Here is a 19,234-nt window from a genome sequence, read left to right as displayed (position 1 = left end):
ATCTGAATACCTGACTGTAAAATCCGGGTTTTTGTTATTTTAAGCGGAGCAGCGCAATGGGCAGAGCCTACCAAAACCGCAAAGATTCGATGGCCAAAACCTCAGATGCCAAGGCCAAGGTCTACAGTAAATACGGACGTGAAATTTACGTCTGCGCCAAGGCTGGGGGCTTTGATCCCACGGGGAATTTGGCGCTGCGGGGGATGATCGAGCGCGCTAAGAAAGATCAGGTGCCGACCCACGTTATCGAAAAAGCCATTGAAAAAGCCAAAGGTGGCGCGGGTGAAGACTTCTCGCTGGCGCGCTACGAGGGCTATGGTCCTGGTAATTGCATGGTTATTGTTGAGTGTCTTACCGATAATCCAAACCGCACTTTCGGTGATGTCCGTCTTTGCTTTAATAAAACCAAGAGTAAAATTGGCACTCAGGGCAGTGTCAGTCATATGTTTGATCACTCGGCGATTTTTGTCTTCGATGGTGACGACGAAGAGGCGACCCTGGAAGCCTTAATGGAAGCCGATGTTGACGTCAGTGATATCGAGAAGGAAGCTGGCAAAGTGTCGGTTTTTGCACCCAACACAGAATACTTTAAAGCGAAGCAGGCTTTGATTGAAATGGGTGTGGCTGATTTTGACGTTGATGAAATTCAGTTCCTCGCCCAAAATACCTCTCCGGTTGAAGGCGATGACGTGACCATGTTTGAAAAATTCATGGACATGCTTAATGACTTGGATGATGTGCAGAATATTTATCATAACGCAGAACTGCCTGAGTCATAGTTATCAGAAGATTAAAAAACAGTGATTACAAAGAGAGTCACTAGAAAAACAGTCACTAGAAAAATAGTCACTAGAAAAACAGCCACTAGAAAAATAGTCGCTTGAGAAAGCAGCGACTTGAGGTATCCCCCCGTAATTCGGCATTTGCTGAGTTACGGAATAAAGCCCAGCAATTCTCGTTGCTGGGCTTTATTCGTTTAAATATCCCAAAAGAGCTAGTCTTAAAGCCGTCACTGAAAGCACAAGCGCTGTGTTCTGCTTGGGGGAAGTGCTGGCGATAGAGATAAGTCTAGTGAAGTATTATGCTTTGCGGTAGGACGACATGGACATACCTTGATTTTAAGGAGCTAAGATGAAATATCGGGTGGTAGATGCTTTTACCCAGCAGAAATTTTGCGGCAACTCGGCGGCGGTTTGTCTATTAGAGGCGGGCTTCACTGACGAGGAGCTGCAAGGGATCGCCGCTGAATTTAATCTCTCAGAAACAGCCTATTTAGAAGCCTTGGCCGATGGGCGGTGGTCTTTGCGCTGGTTTACACCCGCAATGGAGGTCAACTTGTGCGGTCACGCGACATTGGCGGCGGCGCATGCACTATGGACAGAGTTTGGTGTTAACGATGAGGTTCTGCGGTTTATAACGCGCAGTGGCGAGCTTACCGTCACTCGGAATAATGATGTTATGGCGATGCGCTTTCCCCTCACAATGACCTCTCAGGTAGATGCCGGTGGCTGGGCGCATAGCGTGGTTGACTCAAGATTGCTGCGCGGCGCAGCTGAGGCGGGGGAAGATCTTTTGATTGAACTCCAAAGTGCGGATGCAGTGCAGCGCTTTGTACCAGATTTGGTGAGTATTTCATCCTTAAAGAGTCGCGGTTTGATCGTTACCGCTGCGGCGGACAGCGCTTCACCTATAGATTTTGTGTCGCGATTTTTTGCACCTAATGCAGGGATTAATGAAGACCCTGTCACGGGTTCAGCGCATTGCGCCTTGGCACACTATTGGTCACTTAAAACCGGCAAGAACACCTTTTCTGCTCGGCAGGTATCTAGCCGTGGTGGCGCGCTCGATATTTGCATAGACGGTGATGTGGTAGTTTTGTCGGGATATGCAGTAACGACCATGAAGGGAGAATTACTGATTTAGTATTAGGGCCTAGCTTCGACGATGATGACGGTAATCGCTGGGCGCCAAGCCAATGGTTTTTTTAAACAGACGAGAAAAATAATAAGGGTCGTCATAGCCGACGGCCGAGGCAACTTGCTTTACCGATTGGCTGGTGCTGTCTAGCAAATAACAGGCGCGCTGAATTTTCATATTAATAAAATACTGTATAGGTGATTGCCCGGTATGCGCCTTAAACTTTTTAGTGAAATGGTATTTTGACAGTTTTGCACTGGCGGCCAATTCATCTAGATTAAGTTGGCCGTGGATGTGTTCCTGCATCGTCGCACGCAATCTTTCCCAGTTCAGCGCCGTTCCGCTTTGCGGGCGCTGCTGTTTTACCAGCAGGGCGATGTAGCTGAGAAGCGCCTGAAGTTGATGGCCCCCTTGAATATATTCTGCGAATTGATATCCGCTGCGTCTCAGCTCAGACAGGCCGTCAAATATCCTTACGACTCGCGGTTGCACGCCAATATTAAATGATGGCGAACTCAGTTGAATGTGCCGGTAAAAATGATCGGCCAAGCCACCATTGAAATGCAGCCAATAGATTGTCCAGGGGTCTTTGGAGTCTGCTTTGTAGGCATGGTGGTGCTTAGGTGGCAGTAGAATAATATCGCCGCTATTAATGCGGTAGCGCTTGTCGTCACACATCAAGGTGCCTTTGCCATCAATGCAGTAAATTAGAAGATAGCTGTCCTGCTGCTGGCGGTGCATACGATGACCAAAGGCCGCGGGGTAGTAGCCCATGGCAATCGGAAATAGTCCTTCGGTGAGGGGGTGGCCGGCGAGTTGAGTTTGCACAAATTGCGGTGTAAGAAAGCGAATTCCTAGTGGAGGGAGTGGCCAGTCAGAGGTGATTTTCATATTAAGCCTCTGTTAAATATCAACTTATTGAATTTAACTGGATGTGAAGTGTACTTAATTGCATGCGCAATATAGTCCATTAAGTCGGCAATATAGTCAATCCTCCCCGCTGTGGGTATGTGTTTATATAGAGCCTTGTTCATGCGCGGGCAGCAAAAGTCTGGGCGCGCTATTGTTAGTCATAAAAATAACCCGGAGAAATACCATGGCTGCTGAAACCGCCATAGCGACAAGCGAAGAGGCAGTATTAGTAAAGTCTCTAGTTGCGCGTTCACGTAAAGCCCAGGCTCAGATTGAGAACTACAGCCAAGAGCAAGTCGATGAGTTGATTACCGCTATGGTGTGGTCGGTTGCACGTCAGGACGTGGCAGAGAAAATTGCCAAGTTCACCGTAGAAGAAACGCAGCTCGGTAATTACGACGGTAAGTTTCTCAAGATTTTCAAGAAAACCCGCGCAGCACTTTTCGATATTATCGATGACAAGTCGGTAGGTATTCTGGAAGACGACAAAGAGCGCAATATCGTTAAAATAGCCAAGCCTGTTGGTGTTATTGGTGCGTTAACGCCCTGCACTAATCCAGAGGCGACGCCGGTGATTAAGGCAATTTCTGCCGTCAAGGGTCGTAACTCCATCATCATTGCGCCACATCCGCGCTCTAAGCTAACCAATAAGATGATCTGCGATTTGATGCGCGAAGCACTCAAGGCTTGTGGCGCGCCAGAGGATTTGGTTATTTCTATGGATAGCCCCTCTATGGAGGGTACTGCCGAGCTGATGAAGCAGTGCGACCGTATTTTGGCTACTGGCGGCGCCCCAATGGTCACGTCGGCATATTCCAGCGGCACACCTGCTCTGGGTGTGGGTGCCGGTAACGCCGTTATTACCGTCGATGACACCGCAGATTTAGATGAAGCGGCTGAAAAAATTCGCATCTCTAAAACCTTAGACTTGGCGGCATCGTGTTCTTCAGACAACGCCGTTATCGCCTTTGAATCAAATGTAGAAGCGCTGCTTGAAAAGCTTCAGGCAAAGGGCGGTTATATTTGTAACGCTGAAGAAAAAGCCAAATTACAGCGTATTATTTGGGAAGATGGTCATATTGCGCCCCGGATCGTTGCGCAACCGGCAAGCGTCTTGGCGGAAATGGCGGGTATCGATCTACCTGACGAGAAAACCTTCTTTATCGTGCCTGAAACCGGTACCGGCCCAGAGCATCCTTTCTCAGGTGAAAAAATGTCTGTAGTGATGGCGTTCTACACGGTGAAAGATATTGAAGGCGCTATCGCCATGACGAATGCAATTCAAGCGTATCAAGGTCAAGGTCACTCATGCGGTATCTACTCGTATAGCGATGAAAATATCATGAAGTTCGCCTATGCGACCAAAACATCGCGAGTGATGGTTAATCAGCCGCAGGCCGCCTCTAACAGCGGCAATCTGTGGAATGGTATGCGTCAGACCTTCTCGCTGGGCTGCGGCTCATGGGGCGGCAATAGCACCAACAACAATATTACCTGGCGTGACTTGATCAATGAAACCTGGGTGTCTAAGCCATTGGCAGTTACAAAAGTGATTCCGTCCGATGATGTGCTATTTGGCAAAGTTATGGCCAAGTTTAAGTAATTGCATGTATCAAATCGCCGCTGGAATTGCGACGTTTTGCTTTATCTACGTCTAAATAAAAAGAGAACAATATGGACTTTAACCTTTCCGACGATCAAAAAGCGTTCGCCGAAAGTGCGCGGTCATTTTCCGAGGGTGTATTCAAGCCTAATGCCGCCAAGTGGGATGCTGAACATATTTTCCCCAAAGACGCGCTGAAACAGGCTGGTGAGCTGGGTTTTATGGGTATGTACACCCCCGAAGACGCTGGCGGCTTGGGTATGAGTCGGCTTGATACCAGTGTGATTGTGGAAGAGCTGGCGCGGGGCTGCACGTCTACCGCCGCATTTTTAACCATCCACAATATGGCAACGAGCATGATCGGTAGCTATGGCAAACCGGCTCTGATAGCGGAGTATTGTGGCGATTTGGTGATAGGCGAGAAGCTGGCTTCGTATTGTTTAACTGAGCCTGGTGCAGGTTCAGACGCCGGCAATTTGCGCAGCACGGCGCGTGCCGACGGTGACAACTATATCGTTAACGGTAGCAAAATGTTTATTTCCGGTGCTGGCTCAACTGACATGCTCGTGGTGATGTTGCGCACTGGTGGCAATGGTGCCAAGGGCATTAGCGCCTTTGCTATTCCGGCTGACGCGGCGGGTGTGAGCTACGGCAAGAAAGAAGAAAAAATGGGCTGGAATAGTCAGCCAACGCGCGCCGTAATTTTCGAAGATGTGGTGGTTCCCGCTGCTAATATGCTGGGCAGTGAAGGGGAGGGGTTTAAGATTGCCATGAAGGGTTTGGATGGCGGTCGTATTAATATCGCGACCTGCTCGATTGGCACGGCGCAAGCTGCCATAGAGACAACCATTGACTACGTGAAAGAGCGTAAGCAATTTGGTCAGGCCATTGCAAACTTCCAAAATACCCAGTTTAAATTGGCTGATATGACTACCGATTTGGTGGCGGCGCGGCAGATGGTGCGCTTGGCGGCCTTCAAATTAGACAGCGGCAATGCGGAAGCCAGTATTTACTGCGCGATGGCAAAACGCTTTGCAACGGATGTGTGTTTTAACATTTGTAACGACGCGCTGCAGCTGCATGGCGGCTATGGCTATATCAAAGAATACCCGCTGGAACGGCATGTGCGCGACAGTCGCGTGCATCAAATTCTGGAAGGGACAAATGAAATTATGCGGGTCATTATTGGCCGGCGTTTATTATTAGATGGTGCCTTGGAGGTGATTAAGTGAGCAACTACAGTCCCACGGAAAAACTAAAAGTTGAGATTATTGACCATACGGCATTGATCACTATCGACAATCCTGGTGGGAATACGTGGGATGCCGAATCATTAAGTGGTATGCGTGAACTGATCGCTAATTTGAATGCCGACAAAAACATATACAGCTTGGTGATCACCGGCGCTGGCGAGAAGTTTTTCTCGGCGGGCGCAGATCTAAAAATGTTTGCCAGCGGCGACAAAGCAGTTGCCCAGGATATCGGTTTGAAATTTGGTCAGGCTTTTGAAGCCTTGGCAGATTTCCGCGGTGTGTCTATTGCGGCCGTGAATGGTTTTGCTATGGGTGGTGGTCTGGAGTGTGCTTTGGCCTGCGATATACGTATTGCAGAAGCTCACGCCCAAATGGCGCTGCCGGAAGCAAAAGTGGGTTTGCTGCCCTGCGCCGGTGGTACGCAGCGTTTGACCGCCTTGGTTGGTCCAGGTTGGGCTAAGCGCATTATATTGTGCGGCGAACGGATTAAAGCAGACAGGGCATTGAGCTTGGGTCTGGTTGAAGAAGTGGTTGAGTCAGGCAAGTCTAAAGAAGCTGCCTTGGCTTTGGCCGCGCAGGTTGCTCAGCAAAGCCCGGTTTCAGTCACCTTCTGTAAAGAATTGATTCACAGTCCACGCGAAGCAGTAATGCCACAGGGTTTACTGCTGGAGCGTGAGCGTTTCATTCAGTTGTTTGACACCTTGGATCAAAAAGAAGGTGTAAACGCATTCCTTGAAAAACGCAGCCCGGCATGGAAGAACGCTTAATGACAGATCGTATAGAAGAAGTTTTATTTGAAGAGCAACGTTCGCTCAGTGGTCCTTCGGTCGGTGTTATCACGCTGAACGTAGAAAAAACTCTAAACGCACTAACTTTGAATATGGTTGAGTTGATGCTGGTAAAGCTCCGTGAGTGGCGCGAGCGCAGCGATATCGCCTGTGTCTTTATTCATGGCTCAGGTCAAAAGGCCCTATGTGCTGGCGGCGACGTCCAGGCTTTATATAAGTCCTCTATTGAGCAGCCTGGCGGTCCGTGCGAGTACGCGGAAGCATTTTTTGAGCAGGAGTACCGCGTTGACTATTTGCTCCACCAATTCGACAAGCCGGTCATTGTTTGGGGCCACGGTATTGTAATGGGTGGCGGCATGGGTGTCTTTGCGTCAGGCAGCTATCGCGTTGTTACGGAAAAGACCAGATTGGCGATGCCAGAGATCACGATTGGTTTATATCCTGATGTTGGCGGCAGCTACTTTTTGAACCGTATGCCCGGTCATACAGGTTTGTTCCTGGCCTTAACGGGTGCGTCGTTTAATGCGGCTGATGCTGTGTATCTAGGTTTAGCCGAAGGCTTTGTTGAGCATCAATACGCGGGTGATGTTCTTAATGCCTTAACGGAAACACTGTGGTCAACGGGTGTGGCGGAAAACCACGAGCGTGTCTTTGATTTAATGGCGACCTTTGTTGCGCGCTCTAAAGCGGTTCTGCCCGGCGGTAATGTCGAAGCGGCTGCTTCTGAAATTGCAGCGCTGTGTTCGGCGGATGACGACCTTGGGGTAATTAACAATATTATTGCCGCTCAGTCTGAGAATCCTTGGCTGCAGAAAGCTACAGCGACACTTACATCGGGTTCGCCTTTAAGTGCACGCTTAATTGCCGAACAGATTCGTCGCTGCAAGGGCCTGAGTTTAAAGGCGGCATTTCAAGCTGAAATGCTGCTGTCTACGGCGATAATTCGTCAGCCAGAGTTTGCCGAGGGTGTTCGAGCTTTGTTAATCGACAAAGACCGTAACCCGGCTTGGCAGCACTCATCACCGGCTGATGTATCGCAAGATTTGATTGAGCAGCATTTCACTGCGCCGTGGATAGAAAATCCCTTGCTCGATCTTTAACGGCGTGTGTGATCATTACTTCTAGAAGGTTTTGAGGCGGTTTCATCCGTCTCATTTTTTGAATAATAAAAGGTGTTCATTTGGACATCTTAGATCTAATAAACAGGTGGGTATTATGGCTAAGGTAGCGTTTATCGGTTTGGGTAATATGGGCGGGCCAATGGCTGCCAATTTGGTCAAAGCCGGTCACCAAGTGACAGTGTTTGATTTGGTGACAGCTGCTATGGATGCTGTTGTGGCACAGGGTGCATCAAAAGCTGCGACCGCCCTTGAGGCCTTAGCCGGAGCCTATACGGTTATTACCATGCTGCCTGCTGGCAAACATGTCGCTGGCTTGTATCTCGGTGACGAAGGTCTTGTGGCCAAAGCTGCTGACGGCACCCTGTTTATAGATTGCAGTACCATTGACGCAGAGACCGCCCGCCGTGTCGGTGAGGCAGCTGCGGCACGTGGTCTAGAAATGATTGATGCACCGGTTTCTGGTGGCGTGAAGGCGGCGCAAGCGGGCACGTTGGCCTTTATGTGTGGTGGTAGCGCCGAGGGCTTTGCTCGAGGCAAATTGGTCTTGCAAGGCATGGGTAAAAATATCTTTCATGCCGGTGATCACGGCGCCGGCCAAATAGCCAAGATTTGCAATAATATGCTGTTAGCTGTGCATATGGTTGGCACGGCTGAAGCCTTGCAGCTAGGCGCGAACAACGGCCTAGATCCCAAAGTGTTGTCAGAGATTATGCTGAACAGTTCAGGTAAGAATTGGTCACTAGAGAACTACAACCCGTATCCAAATGTTATGCCGACCGCGCCAGCTTCAAACGACTATCAGCCGGGCTTTATGGTTCAGCTGATGTTGAAGGACTTGGGCTTGGCCATGGAAAATAGTCTTGCCACCCAGAGTTCAGTACCTATGGGCGCCTTGGCCCGCAGTCTTTATGCTTCATTTTCCACCAAGGGCAATGCTCAGCGTGATTTTTCCTCAATTTTAGAAATGTTTCAGTCCTAACATCGTGGCGCGATGGGGTGATTTTTCCCCCTCATCGTTGTTCCCATTTAGCTCTCTTTGAATGAAAACCTTGGCGGTAGCTATTTCCATAGCTGCTGTTTTTTGTTTTTACGTCTGTATTTTGCTTGCTGAGCTTTTGTGGCACTGTGACCACTTATTGAGCGTTCGTTTGGTATTTACTAGGTGTTGTTTCCGTCTATGTCTGAAATTACGTCGTCCAGTGTCGTCCTTATCGGTATGCCAGGTGCCGGCAAGTCCACTATTGGCGAGGCATTGGCACTTCGCCGCGGTGTCCAATTCGTGGATACCGATCGCCTTATAGCCCACCGCGAAGGCTTGAGTTTACAAGCGTTGCTGGATGCCAACGGCTATGAGTATTTGCGCGCTATTGAGGCAGAGGTACTATTGGCAGGTAAATTTATAAACCAAGTGGTCGCAACAGGTGGAAGCGCCGTATACAGTTCGGCGGCAATGGCACATTTGCGCCAATTTGGTATCTGCGTTTTTATTGATATTCCTTTGCCTGAAATTGTTCGGAGGGTGCAGAATTTTACTCGGCGAGGCATTGCCGGTCCGCTTGGTCAGGATTTACAGGGCGTTTTTATTGAGCGCCTCCCTCTATACCGTCGCTATGCCGACATTACCGTCGATGGTGACGGCCTAGGTGAGTCTGAGCTGCTGGCGGCGGTTGAGTCAGCCTTAGCTAATTACGATGACTCAGGGGTGTAAGCCCTGCTTGGCTGAGTTAAGCTAATGAAGCGCCGCATTTTTTAAGTGGATGACGCAGATAGCTAGTAAAAACTAAGAAGTAAAAATAAGTCGCCTTACAACCAATAAGGAATCGTGAGTGTAATGTCTGTAAAAGCCTATACCAGTATTGAAATCAGCAAAGAAGATCTAAAATTCTCTGGCGCCCACTTTACTATTTTTTCTGCCACAGACCGAGAGCGCTTACACGGCCATAACTTTAAAGTCAGCCTAGACCTCACTGCAGACGTTGGCGACAATGGTATGTGCTTCAGCTATGTCGAAATAAAGTCCCGTTTGCGTAAGTTGTGCTCGCGCCTTGATGAGTACACTTTATTGCCCGCCGAGTCGCCGTATATGCGCGTGGTAGAGCGCGGTGAATTCTATATTGCTGAGTTTAACGGCGAAGAAATCCCCTTTTTGAAAACCGACACACTAGTGCTGCCAGTCCGCAATACCACAGTAGAGGAATTTGCTCGCTATCTATTAGAGCTATTACTCACTGACGCGCCATTCATAGAAGGCAATGAAATTGCCGAACTGGTGATGAAGGTGTCATCTGGGCCGGGGCAGTGGGGCTCAGCGAGCTGGACTCGCGACTAATCAGGCCTTGCGCCTAGAGTAGTGACGTGGAAGTCAAAAGAATCCAAAATGGTGCGCTGCGGACGTATTGACGGTTGCTTGCCGGCCATCAATGCTGTTCTGACCCCTAAATATCACACGACATGAGATGGTGTTATGAGCAAGGTTTTGATACTAAGCGGCGGCAGCCAAGGTATTGGTTTCGCAACCGCGAAACGCTTTCTGGCTGAGGGTTACAGGGTAATTAATCTGTCTCGCCGTCCTATCGACTTAGCGGGTGCTGAGCAACTCTGCGTCGATATGCAAAAACGTGATTGGCTGGATACTTGCATTGATGATTTACAAGCCGTCGTGAAGCAAGCCGACAAATTAGTGCTACTTCACAATGCGGCGCGTCATGATGGCGATTCGGTTAGGGATTTGGAGCCAGAAAATTTCGCGGATGTCTTGCAGGTCAATCTGGTGGCGCCGCAGCAATTGAATGCCGCACTGATACCATTGATGAAGGCGGGTTCGGTAATTTTATATATGGGCTCGACACTTAGCGAGAAAGCAGTAGCAGGCTGTGCGTCTTATATTGCCAGTAAACACGGCGTTATTGGTTTGATGCGGGCTACCACGCAGGACTTGGCCGGTTTGGGTATTCACACTGCTTGTATCTGTCCCGGTTTTACTGACACCGCGATGTTGCGAGGCAATATTGGTGATGATCCAGAGGTGATGGCAGCGATCACTGGTATGGTCAGTTATGGTCGCTTGATAGACCCTGCCGAGATAGTTGAAACGCTATTCTTCTGTGCACAAAACCCGGTGATTAATGGCAGTGTGTTGCATGCCAATCTCGGTCAGATAGAGCGCTGACACCTGTTTAACTCAACATCTTGGCGTTGATGCGGCGTGTAGAGATATTAGAGCGCCAATATCCATTTATAGTGCGTTTACAGCTGTGCGTGTTCATACATATATAGCGGCTTAAAAGCTAGTATCGAAGATAGAGAATTATTGTTGCTTAGGTAATGATTTTTTCATGATTCGACACTTTTCGGGTTCGAGATATTGTTATTTTCTATTAATAATTTTATCTATTTATTGATAAACCAACTGGATGAGAGTTTCGTAACAGAGTACAGTCAATGTGTTTTCACACTTCTAAGGCGTTGATATTTGGCAAGCTAAATAGCTAATGATTGGCGTCAAAGTGCAGTACAGAAGGAGATTGCAAAGATGGGCATACTTGATAATGTTCGTGAGCAATACCTGAAGGGTCGTGACGAAGAAATGTCCCTTGAGGCCTACCTTGACCTATGTCGTCAAGATCCACTTGCTTACGCAACCTCAGCCGAACGTATGCTTGCCGCCATTGGTAAGCCTGAGCTGATTGATACCCGCAACGACCCGCGTTTATCCCGTATTTTTTCTAATCGCCTTATTCCTCTTTACCCCGCTTTCGAAGAATTCTACGGACTTGAAGACGTTATTGCGCAAATTGTCGCCTTTTTCAGACATGCTGCTCAGGGTTTAGAAGAGCGTAAGCAGGTGCTTTATTTGTTGGGCCCTGTGGGCGGCGGTAAGTCGTCGATTGCTGAGCGTTTGAAAAAGCTAATGGAAGCATCGCCTATTTACGCCATTAAAGGCTCGCCGATTAATGAGTCGCCACTGGGTCTATTCGATCCGCTGCGCGATGGCAAACAGCTGCAAGAAGAATACGGTATACCTCAGCGCTATCTCACCGGTTTATCCTCCCCCTGGGCGATTAAACGGTTGGAAGAGTACGAAGGTGATTTGACAAAGTTCCGCGTGGTGAGAATATATCCCTCGGTATTGAAGCAAGTTGCGGTCACAAAAACTGAACCGGGCGACGAAAACAATCAAGATATTTCTACTCTGGTTGGCAAGGTAGATATCCGTAAGTTAGAGGCCTTCGCGCAGGATGATCCAGATGCTTATTCTTACTCCGGTGGTTTATGTCTGGCAAATCAGGGCTTGCTTGAATTTGTAGAGATGTTCAAAGCGCCCATTAAAATGCTGCATCCCTTATTAACAGCTACCCAAGAGGGTAATTACAAAGGTACTGAAGGCTTTTCGGCTATTCCTTTTAATGGAATAATTCTCGCCCACTCTAATGAATCTGAATGGCAAACCTTCCGCAACGACAAGCACAATGAAGCTTTTCTTGACCGCGTATACATAGTCAAGGTGCCGTATTGTTTGCAGGTTTCTGAAGAGGTAAAAATTTACCAGAAGTTACTTCGGCACAGCTCGCTACATGCGGCACCATGCGCCCCGGGAACATTAGAAATGCTAGCTCAGTTTTCGGTATTGTCTCGTCTGCGCGAACCGGAGAATTCAAACATCTATTCTAAGATGCGGGTCTACGACGGTGAGTCTTTGAAAGATACTGACCCGGCGGCCAAATCTTTCCAAGAGTATCGAGATTACGCCGGTATTGATGAGGGTATGAACGGCATGTCAACGCGCTTTGCTTTTAAAGTGTTGTCGGCAGTATTTAATTATGACAATGCGGAGATTGCCGCCAACCCAGTGTATTTAATGTTTGTGCTGGAGCAACGTATTCTTCGCGAGCAACTACCAGAAGACACACAGCGAGCGTATCTGGAGTTTATTAAAGGATGGCTGGCGGTACGTTATGCGGAATATGTGGGTAAAGAGATTCAAACCTCCTACTTGGAATCGTATTCAGAATATGGTCAAAATATCTTTGACCGTTATGTGACGTTTGCAGATTACTGGATCCAAGATGAAGATTATCGCGATCCTGAAACTGGCGCTATTTTTGATCGCGGCACCTTAAATGGTGAACTTGAGAAAATTGAGAAGCCTGCGGGGATAGCCAATCCGAAAGACTTCCGGAATGAGATTGTTAACTTCGTACTCCGCGCTAGAGCGCAAAATGAAGGTCGCAATCCAAGTTGGACCAGCTACGAGAAACTCCGTGAAGTCATAGAGAAGAAAATGTTCTCTAGCACTGAGGAACTGCTACCCGTTATATCCTTCAATGCCAAAGCTTCTGTCGAAGATAAACAGAAACATGAGAACTTTGTTACCCGAATGGTAGAAAAAGGATATACGCCTAAACAGGTGCGTTTGTTGTCTGAGTGGTATCTGCGGGTTAGAAAATCAGGGTAGTTAATGATACGGCCAATCAAAGGGGCGCACCATGTCAATGATTATTGACCGCCGCCTGAATGATCGCAACAAAAACGCAACTAATCGTCAGCGTTTCATCAAGCGGTATAAGGCACAGTTGCAACGTTCAGTGGCAGACGTTGTGGCAGACCGATCTATCACCGATATCTCACGCGGTGGTGAGGTCGGTATTCCAGCCAAGAATATTTCTGAACCGAAATTCCGCATTGGTCGTGGCGGCGACCGAGAAATGGTACACCCCGGTAATAAGGAATTTAACACCGGTGATACGATCGCCAAGCCCAAGTCTGGTGGCGGAGGTGGCAGCGGATCTGGTGGTGAAGGCCAGGGAGAGGAGGGACAGGATAACTTCATGTTTACTCTTTCCAAAGAAGAGTTCATGAACCTTTTTTTTGATGATCTTGAGCTGCCGCGTTTAGCACGCACTGTGCTGGGCGATTCTGACCAATTTACCTACCGCCGCGCCGGCTATACGCCAAGTGGTGTGCCTGCCAATTTGTCGGTGCCGCGCTCCGTGAAAAATGCCATGGCGCGTCGGATAGCGCTCAAGGCTCCGCTAAAACGCGAGCTGGAAGAATTAAAGGGCGCTGGTGGCGATCAAGAAGAGATCGATGCTCTTGAGAAGCGAATCACCGGGATTCCATTTCTAGACGAATACGATTTGCGATTTCGTCATCGCGTCAAAGAGCCGAAACCTATCAGTAGAGCCGTGATGTTTTGCTTGATGGATGTGTCAGCCTCAATGTCAGAGGAAAAGAAGGATCTCGCTAAGCGGTTTTATACTCTGCTATATCTTTTCCTTAGCCGTAAGTACAAGAAGGTTGAGCTGGTTTTTATTAGGCATACATCCAATGCCGAGGAAGTCGACGAGCACAATTTTTTTTACGGTCTACAGACCGGTGGCACGGTGGTGATGTCGGCGTTAAATTTGATGCTTGAGGTTCAGCAGGAGCGCTATTCCCCGAACGAGTGGAATATATATGGTGCTCAAGTGTCGGATGGCGATGCGTTTGGTAGTGATCCCCAGCGCAGCGCAATGAGACTCAGCAAGGATATCTTGCCGCTGTGTAAATATTTCGCCTATGTTGAAGTACCGGACAGTCCCTCCAGTATTACGCCGCTTGCGGCTGCTTATGGTCAGATTCGAAATCAAACCTTTGCGATGAGTACCGTGATGGATCGCAGCGATGTGTACCCGGTACTGCGCGAGCTGTTTCACAAGGAGTCGGTATGAGCTCAGTAAAACCAAAGAAGACCATACTCTCCCATGGTGGTGATTGGGATTTTGATCTTTTAAAGCGCTACGACGCGGAAATTGGCATTATTGCTAAAGAGTACGGCCTTGATACCTACCCTAATCAGATTGAAGTGATTGCCTCGGAGCAGATGCTAGATGCCTACGCATCGGTTGGTTTGCCCATTAGCTACAGCCACTGGAGTTACGGTAAGGAGTTTATCCAAAACGAGGAGGCTTACCGGCGGGGTCAGCGGGGCCTAGCTTACGAGCTGGTGATTAACTCTGAACCCTGTATAGCTTATTTGATGGAAGACAATAGTATGCCTATGCAGGCGCTGGTCATTGCGCACGCTTGCTATGGGCACAACTCATTTTTTAAAGGCAATTATTTATTTAAGCAATGGACCAGTGCCGATGCGATTGTCGATTACATGGTGTTTGCTCGCAAGTATATCTTTGACTGTGAGCAGCGTTATGGCGACGCGCGTGTCGAGGAGACAATCGACGCTTGCCACGCATTGATGGATCATGGTGTTGATCGTTTTCATCGGCCGTCACCGCTGTCGGCCGAGGACGAGCTTCATCGTCAGCATGATCGAGAAGAGCACGCCTACAAACAATACGATGATATCTGGCGAACCCTGCCCCAAAAAGCCGTGGACAAAGCTGGTGCACAAAAGAAAAAGCGCACTTTTCCTCCTGAGCCTCAGGAGAATCTATTGTATTTTATTGAGAAATATTCGCCTTCATTAGAACCTTGGCAGCGTGAAATTGTGCGAATTGTCCGCAAGCTCGCCCAGTATTTTTACCCTCAGGGCCTAACCAAAGTAATGAACGAGGGCTGGGCTACCTTCTGGCATTACACTTTGTTGAACACCCTGTATGACCGAGGTATGGTTGACGACGGCTTTATGTTTGAAATATTGCAGTCGCACACTAACGTGGTTATGCAGCCTGGTTTTGATCATCCTGGGTATTCAGGTATTAATCCTTACGCATTGGGTTTTGCAATGATGCGCGATATACGGCGAATCTGTGAAGAGCCCGATGACGAAGATCGTGCCTGGTTCCCCGACATTGTCGACAAAGACTGGCGTGAAGTTCTCGACTTCGCCATGCGCAATTACAAGGATGAATCATTTATTGGCCAATATTTATCTCCTAAGTTGATCCGCGAATTCCATTTATTTGCCATTGCCGACGTACATTCAGCGGATCATTTGCGGGTTGAAGCGATTCACAACGAGGCTGGATACCGTGAGGTCAGACGTTTGCTTTCCAAACAGTATAATCGCGACGTGCTCACTCCCGATATCCAGATACTCCGGTATGAGCATATGGGGGATCGTTCATTGGTTCTCCGCTATAACCAGCTTCGTGATCGGCCGTTAACAGATGACGCCACCGAAGTGTTGAAGCACCTTAGTCGTTTGTGGGGCTTTAAGGTCACAATGGAAATATTTGAAGAAGGTCGCGGCGTAGTTGATAAAGTGGAAGTGAATCCTGGCTAAACCGCTGCGGGACACCTCGCCACATGGTGGGAGGTGGCTGCTTTGATTAAGACCTGGAGGCGCGGGCTAAATTAATTGCCCTCAAATTGCGCAGTGGTCTTGTTGAGGAACGCATCTAGTGCGCGTTGGTGGTCTTCAGTTTGATGACATTGGCTTTGGACATCTGCACATACATCCAAAAAGTCTGTTAACTCTTGGCGCTGCGCAAGTTTCATCAGGCGTTTTGCCGCCCTTAATGCCTGCGGTGGTTTACTTGCGTATTCACTGGCGTAGCGCTCGGCGGTCGCAACAAGTGTGTCTTTTGGTACACATTCAAGTAACAGTCCTAGACTTAGCGCCTCAGCACTGTCGATGATGCGTCCGCTGAATGTCAGTTCTGCCGCTCGTTGGTAGCCAAGTAGACGCTGTAGGAACCATGCGCCGCCATCACCTGGGATGATGCCAAGATTAATAAAGGTTTCACCGAAGCGGGTGTTTTCGCAGCCGATGCGAATGTCAGCCATGCAGCAGAGATCAAAACCGGCGCCTATCGCGGCGCCATTTACAGCCGCAATAGTGACAATTTCAGCACTATGCATGACCCGAGAAATACGTTGTATTCCATTTTTGTAGCTCTGGCTAATTTCGTGCGAACTGCCGCCAAACATACCTACCTTGTCCCGCATATCCTTTACATTGCCACCCGAGCTAAACGCCGAGCCACTGCCAGTAATGATCAAGCAGGAAATCTGTTCATTGGCATTCGCCCACTCTATGGTAGCGCAGATATCGTCAATCAGTGTGGTACCTGTAAGCGCATTACGAACGTCGTCGCGCTCAAAGCGTAGTGTGGCGTAACGATTAGTGACAGTTAGTGTTGCGTCACTAAGTGCAGGCTTGATTGACATAGGGCTGGGTTTCCGCTGTTTGAATCAAAGTCAAAATTATATCAAATTTATTGAAAACGAGTGCGCTGCTAACTAAGAATAAAATATCTAGCGTAAAAATATTTAATTTGGCCTCTTTCTTGCTGTCCAAAAGTATCAGGGCGGCTTTAAATATCAGGGCGTATTAGATCGACCTTTAGATTGCATCCGCTACGGCAGGATTAACGTATAATTGATATTAATTATGCCCTGGAGCATCTCATGCACAGATAATAATAGGTGATAAAAATGACAAGAGTTTATACCGATCAATTAGCAGCGCTGCCAATTACTGAAATTGTAGTAATGTCCTTGCAAGGTGGTATTTATGTCGCTTTTGTAGCTTTAGAAGGCAAGTTATTGAGAATTTATGAGCTGGATAACAAGCCTTTAAGTCGTCGTAGCATTGGCGAAATTAAGTCAGCGTTACATAAAAGCCGCTGTGATATTAAATCTTATTTGGTTCATCATTCAGCGTACGATGAAATGATTGGTACTGATTCTGCAGTTGAGCCAGGGATGAAAATTCCTTTGGTGTAATGAGTGGTTGGTACCAGCCGGCTGTGGGTTTAGTGTCGCAGTCGCTGCTGTCTATCGATAATGAACGTATCCACAACTCCGTAGAATAAACGCTGATATTAGTGCTGGCATAACAATGCAGCTTGGCATCATCCGGTGTTTCGAATAAAACAGCCTTAGAGTTAGTTGATGCCCGATATATCCACAATCCGTTTTCCAGTCTAAGTTTTACTTTAAAACACAATAGGCCTCTCAGTAGCTGTGTGCATGCCCTGGCGCTTTAAGGAGCTTGCTGCGAGCTTCCTGTATCAACGCTATAAGACACCAAATCGACTAATACCGTGGCATGTGGAATGTGACGTGATCGTTAACGCTACCTGGGTGTGGGTTATCTGGCAGTGTCGGGTGTATAGAAGCTATAAAGATATAGTGGGCACATTGCAGTGGGTTAATGCTCATATCTTAAATCCTTTATGTTCCCTCGTTTTACCTTTATGGCAGCCAACTAGGTCCTTTCTCAGCATTTGCCAAAAGCGGCAGGGTAAGTTTGGTTAAGTTAGTCATAATGTAATATGTATAAAGCCACATCAGAATACAAAACGGTGTTTCCAGCGGTTCCCTAAGTCAGTGCCAGCATGCAAAATAGGGGGCTTTTTGTTACGAGAGGACAGAGTTCTCTCTCTGGTTATTGCCGCAGTGACTTGGTAAATACTAACAAACAATAATCAGCGTAGAGCTGAACCTCATAGATAATAAATACATAGGAATAAGCATGGGACCGTTGACTGGAATACGAATTATAGAAATTGAAGGCCTGGGACCTGCCCCGTTCGCGGGAATGATGTTTGCTGATATGGGTGCGGAAGTCATCTCCATTTCCAGAAAGTCGGCCGCAGCCGACGCTCCAGTAGCTAATGTGATTAGTGAGCGTGGCAAAAAATCTGTTGCCCTGAATTTAAAAGACCCGCGCGGCGTAGAAGCCTTGCTCAAGCTATGTGAGTCGGCAGATGCCTTAATTGAAGGTTTTAGGCCCGGTGTGGCCGAACGCTTAGGAATCGGTCCAGATGACTGCGCGGCGCGGAATCCAAAACTGGTATATGGCCGCATGACTGGCTGGGGGCAAACTGGGCCAATGGCGAGCGCTGCAGGTCACGATATTAATTATATCTCGCTCTCCGGCGCATTGCATGCCATGGGCCGCGACGGTGACAAACCCGTTCCCCCGCTTAATTTGGTGGGTGATTTTGGCGGCGGTGGTATGTTCTTGGCTTTCGGTGTTGTGTCTGCATTGTTAGAGGCGACTCGAAGCGGTAAAGGCCAAGTGGTCGACACTTCAATGGTAGAGGGCTCGGCAGCCTTAATGCATATGATGTATTGCTTCTTTAATCAGAAGCTATGGGCTGATAAGCGCGGTGTAAACCTACTTGATAGCGGTGCTCACTTCTATGAAACCTATGAAACAAGTGATGCTAAGCATGTTTCTATCGGCCCAATCGAGCCTCAGTTCTACCACATTCTGAAAGAAAAGTTAGCGCTAGACGAAAGTTTTGAGGTGCAATTAGATCCGGCGCGCTGGCCTGAACTGAAGGAAAAGCTCACCGTTATTTTTAAAACTAAGACTCGCGATCAGTGGTGTGAATTGCTTGAAGGAACCGATGTATGCTTCGCACCAATATTGTCGATGACAGAAGCGCCGCACCATCCGCACAATGTGGCTCGCAACTCCTTCATTGAAATAAATGGTGAAACTCAACCTGGTCCCGCACCTAAGTTCAGCCGTACCGTGCCTTCTGTGCAATCGGGAGCGCCGCGGCCGGGAAGCCACACTGATCAAGTGCTAAGTGAACTGGCTGGCTATGATGTTGAAACGCTAGCGGCTTTGCGTGCAGATGGGGTTTTAAGCTAAGGCTTAGCTAGCGTCTGTTTAATCAATAAGGGCCGTTTAACGGCCCTTATTTCTTTCAGTAAGGTTTGATTGATTACTAGCTTTGG

17 protein-coding genes are annotated in these 19,234 nt (G+C 48.2%); 15 read left to right on the top strand and 2 right to left on the bottom strand.

All coding sequences use genetic code 11. The annotated features are described in order from the left end of the window. The first annotated feature begins 56 nt into the window (after positions 1-56). Both ACI955_RS03175 and ACI955_RS03170 read left to right on the top strand, forming a co-directional pair. On the top strand, positions 57-779 hold the full coding sequence (locus ACI955_RS03175; RefSeq protein ID WP_415242289.1) for a YebC/PmpR family DNA-binding transcriptional regulator: 723 nt from the start codon (positions 57-59) through the stop codon (positions 777-779). A gap of 352 nt (positions 780-1,131) precedes the next feature. Beyond that, positions 1,132-1,923: a PhzF family phenazine biosynthesis protein gene (locus ACI955_RS03170; RefSeq protein WP_415242288.1), complete on the top strand. Its 792-nt coding sequence runs from the start codon at positions 1,132-1,134 to the stop codon at positions 1,921-1,923. 9 nt (positions 1,924-1,932) lie between these two features. Here the strand turns inward: ACI955_RS03170 and ACI955_RS03165 are convergent, their stop codons facing one another. Next, positions 1,933-2,808 carry an AraC family transcriptional regulator gene (locus ACI955_RS03165; protein WP_415242287.1) on the bottom strand — a complete coding sequence of 292 codons (876 nt, stop codon included), beginning with the start codon at positions 2,806-2,808 and terminating at the stop codon, positions 1,933-1,935. A 205-nt stretch (positions 2,809-3,013) separates the two neighbouring features. On the opposite strand from ACI955_RS03165, the gene ACI955_RS03160 reads away from it, so the two are divergent. The 11 genes from ACI955_RS03160 to ACI955_RS03110 all read left to right on the top strand — a co-directional run bounded on the left by ACI955_RS03160 (position 3,014) and on the right by ACI955_RS03110 (position 15,818). Next, a complete protein-coding gene (locus ACI955_RS03160; protein WP_415242286.1) occupies positions 3,014-4,432 on the top strand; it encodes an aldehyde dehydrogenase family protein in 1,419 nt (472 codons plus the stop codon). A gap of 71 nt (positions 4,433-4,503) precedes the next feature. Next, the gene (locus tag ACI955_RS03155; protein WP_415242285.1) at positions 4,504-5,664 is read left to right on the top strand and encodes an acyl-CoA dehydrogenase family protein; all 1,161 of its coding nucleotides are present in this window, start codon (positions 4,504-4,506) and stop codon (positions 5,662-5,664) included. Then, the gene (locus ACI955_RS03150) at positions 5,661-6,452 is read left to right on the top strand and encodes an enoyl-CoA hydratase (protein WP_415242284.1); all 792 of its coding nucleotides are present in this window, start codon (positions 5,661-5,663) and stop codon (positions 6,450-6,452) included. The genes ACI955_RS03155 and ACI955_RS03150 overlap by 4 nt, the downstream gene beginning before the upstream one ends. Then, the gene (locus ACI955_RS03145) at positions 6,452-7,573 is read left to right on the top strand and encodes an enoyl-CoA hydratase/isomerase family protein (RefSeq protein WP_415242283.1); all 1,122 of its coding nucleotides are present in this window, start codon (positions 6,452-6,454) and stop codon (positions 7,571-7,573) included. The genes ACI955_RS03150 and ACI955_RS03145 overlap by 1 nt, the downstream gene beginning before the upstream one ends. A 115-nt stretch (positions 7,574-7,688) precedes the next feature. Continuing rightward, the gene (gene mmsB, locus ACI955_RS03140; RefSeq protein WP_415242282.1) at positions 7,689-8,573 is read left to right on the top strand and encodes a 3-hydroxyisobutyrate dehydrogenase; all 885 of its coding nucleotides are present in this window, start codon (positions 7,689-7,691) and stop codon (positions 8,571-8,573) included. A 198-nt stretch (positions 8,574-8,771) separates the two neighbouring features. Beyond that, positions 8,772-9,302 carry a shikimate kinase gene (locus tag ACI955_RS03135; RefSeq protein WP_415242281.1) on the top strand — a complete coding sequence of 177 codons (531 nt, stop codon included), beginning with the start codon at positions 8,772-8,774 and terminating at the stop codon, positions 9,300-9,302. A 123-nt stretch (positions 9,303-9,425) separates the two neighbouring features. Beyond that, the gene (locus ACI955_RS03130; RefSeq protein WP_415242280.1) at positions 9,426-9,923 is read left to right on the top strand and encodes a 6-pyruvoyl trahydropterin synthase family protein; all 498 of its coding nucleotides are present in this window, start codon (positions 9,426-9,428) and stop codon (positions 9,921-9,923) included. 135 nt (positions 9,924-10,058) lie between these two features. After that, positions 10,059-10,763 carry an SDR family NAD(P)-dependent oxidoreductase gene (locus ACI955_RS03125; RefSeq protein WP_415242279.1) on the top strand — a complete coding sequence of 235 codons (705 nt, stop codon included), beginning with the start codon at positions 10,059-10,061 and terminating at the stop codon, positions 10,761-10,763. A 363-nt stretch (positions 10,764-11,126) separates the two neighbouring features. Then, positions 11,127-13,049, top strand: coding sequence for a PrkA family serine protein kinase (locus tag ACI955_RS03120; RefSeq protein WP_415242278.1), 1,923 nt, complete (start codon positions 11,127-11,129; stop codon positions 13,047-13,049). Between the two features lie 31 nt (positions 13,050-13,080). Continuing rightward, positions 13,081-14,304 (top strand): YeaH/YhbH family protein, encoded by a 1,224-nt coding sequence (locus tag ACI955_RS03115; protein ID WP_415242277.1) that lies wholly within the window; start codon positions 13,081-13,083, stop codon positions 14,302-14,304. Continuing rightward, positions 14,301-15,818: a SpoVR family protein gene (locus ACI955_RS03110; protein WP_415242276.1), complete on the top strand. Its 1,518-nt coding sequence runs from the start codon at positions 14,301-14,303 to the stop codon at positions 15,816-15,818. Before ACI955_RS03115 ends, ACI955_RS03110 begins: the two co-directional genes overlap by 4 nt. 71 nt (positions 15,819-15,889) lie before the next feature. Here the strand turns inward: ACI955_RS03110 and ACI955_RS03105 are convergent, their stop codons facing one another. Continuing rightward, the gene (locus ACI955_RS03105) at positions 15,890-16,705 is read right to left on the bottom strand and encodes an enoyl-CoA hydratase-related protein (RefSeq protein WP_415242275.1); all 816 of its coding nucleotides are present in this window, start codon (positions 16,703-16,705) and stop codon (positions 15,890-15,892) included. Between the two features lie 267 nt (positions 16,706-16,972). On the opposite strand from ACI955_RS03105, the gene ACI955_RS03100 reads away from it, so the two are divergent. After that, positions 16,973-17,263 (top strand): DUF6482 family protein, encoded by a 291-nt coding sequence (locus tag ACI955_RS03100; protein WP_415242274.1) that lies wholly within the window; start codon positions 16,973-16,975, stop codon positions 17,261-17,263. 751 nt (positions 17,264-18,014) lie between these two features. Then, positions 18,015-19,148, top strand: coding sequence for a CaiB/BaiF CoA transferase family protein (locus ACI955_RS03095; protein WP_415242273.1), 1,134 nt, complete (start codon positions 18,015-18,017; stop codon positions 19,146-19,148). Positions 19,149-19,234 lie beyond the last annotated feature (86 nt).

The organism is Zhongshania sp. (genome assembly GCF_047636175.1).
Lineage (GTDB): Bacteria > Pseudomonadota > Gammaproteobacteria > Pseudomonadales > Spongiibacteraceae > Spongiibacter.
Note: the sequence above shows the minus strand (reverse complement) of the source record. Positions and strands in the feature narration are given on the sequence as shown.

Coding starts and splice junctions, on each gene's coding strand:
- ACI955_RS03110 (WP_415242276.1), top strand. CDS start 14,301: ATGAGCTCAGTAAAACCAAAGAAGACCATACTCTCCCATGGTGGTGAT.
- mmsB (WP_415242282.1), top strand. CDS start 7,689: ATGGCTAAGGTAGCGTTTATCGGTTTGGGTAATATGGGCGGGCCAATG.
- ACI955_RS03175 (WP_415242289.1), top strand. CDS start 57: ATGGGCAGAGCCTACCAAAACCGCAAAGATTCGATGGCCAAAACCTCA.
- ACI955_RS03165 (WP_415242287.1), bottom strand. CDS start 2,808: ATGAAAATCACCTCTGACTGGCCACTCCCTCCACTAGGAATTCGCTTT.
- ACI955_RS03160 (WP_415242286.1), top strand. CDS start 3,014: ATGGCTGCTGAAACCGCCATAGCGACAAGCGAAGAGGCAGTATTAGTA.
- ACI955_RS03095 (WP_415242273.1), top strand. CDS start 18,015: ATGGGACCGTTGACTGGAATACGAATTATAGAAATTGAAGGCCTGGGA.
- ACI955_RS03170 (WP_415242288.1), top strand. CDS start 1,132: ATGAAATATCGGGTGGTAGATGCTTTTACCCAGCAGAAATTTTGCGGC.
- ACI955_RS03145 (WP_415242283.1), top strand. CDS start 6,452: ATGACAGATCGTATAGAAGAAGTTTTATTTGAAGAGCAACGTTCGCTC.
- ACI955_RS03155 (WP_415242285.1), top strand. CDS start 4,504: ATGGACTTTAACCTTTCCGACGATCAAAAAGCGTTCGCCGAAAGTGCG.
- ACI955_RS03105 (WP_415242275.1), bottom strand. CDS start 16,705: ATGTCAATCAAGCCTGCACTTAGTGACGCAACACTAACTGTCACTAAT.
- ACI955_RS03130 (WP_415242280.1), top strand. CDS start 9,426: ATGTCTGTAAAAGCCTATACCAGTATTGAAATCAGCAAAGAAGATCTA.
- ACI955_RS03115 (WP_415242277.1), top strand. CDS start 13,081: ATGTCAATGATTATTGACCGCCGCCTGAATGATCGCAACAAAAACGCA.
- ACI955_RS03125 (WP_415242279.1), top strand. CDS start 10,059: ATGAGCAAGGTTTTGATACTAAGCGGCGGCAGCCAAGGTATTGGTTTC.
- ACI955_RS03100 (WP_415242274.1), top strand. CDS start 16,973: ATGACAAGAGTTTATACCGATCAATTAGCAGCGCTGCCAATTACTGAA.
- ACI955_RS03135 (WP_415242281.1), top strand. CDS start 8,772: ATGTCTGAAATTACGTCGTCCAGTGTCGTCCTTATCGGTATGCCAGGT.
- ACI955_RS03120 (WP_415242278.1), top strand. CDS start 11,127: ATGGGCATACTTGATAATGTTCGTGAGCAATACCTGAAGGGTCGTGAC.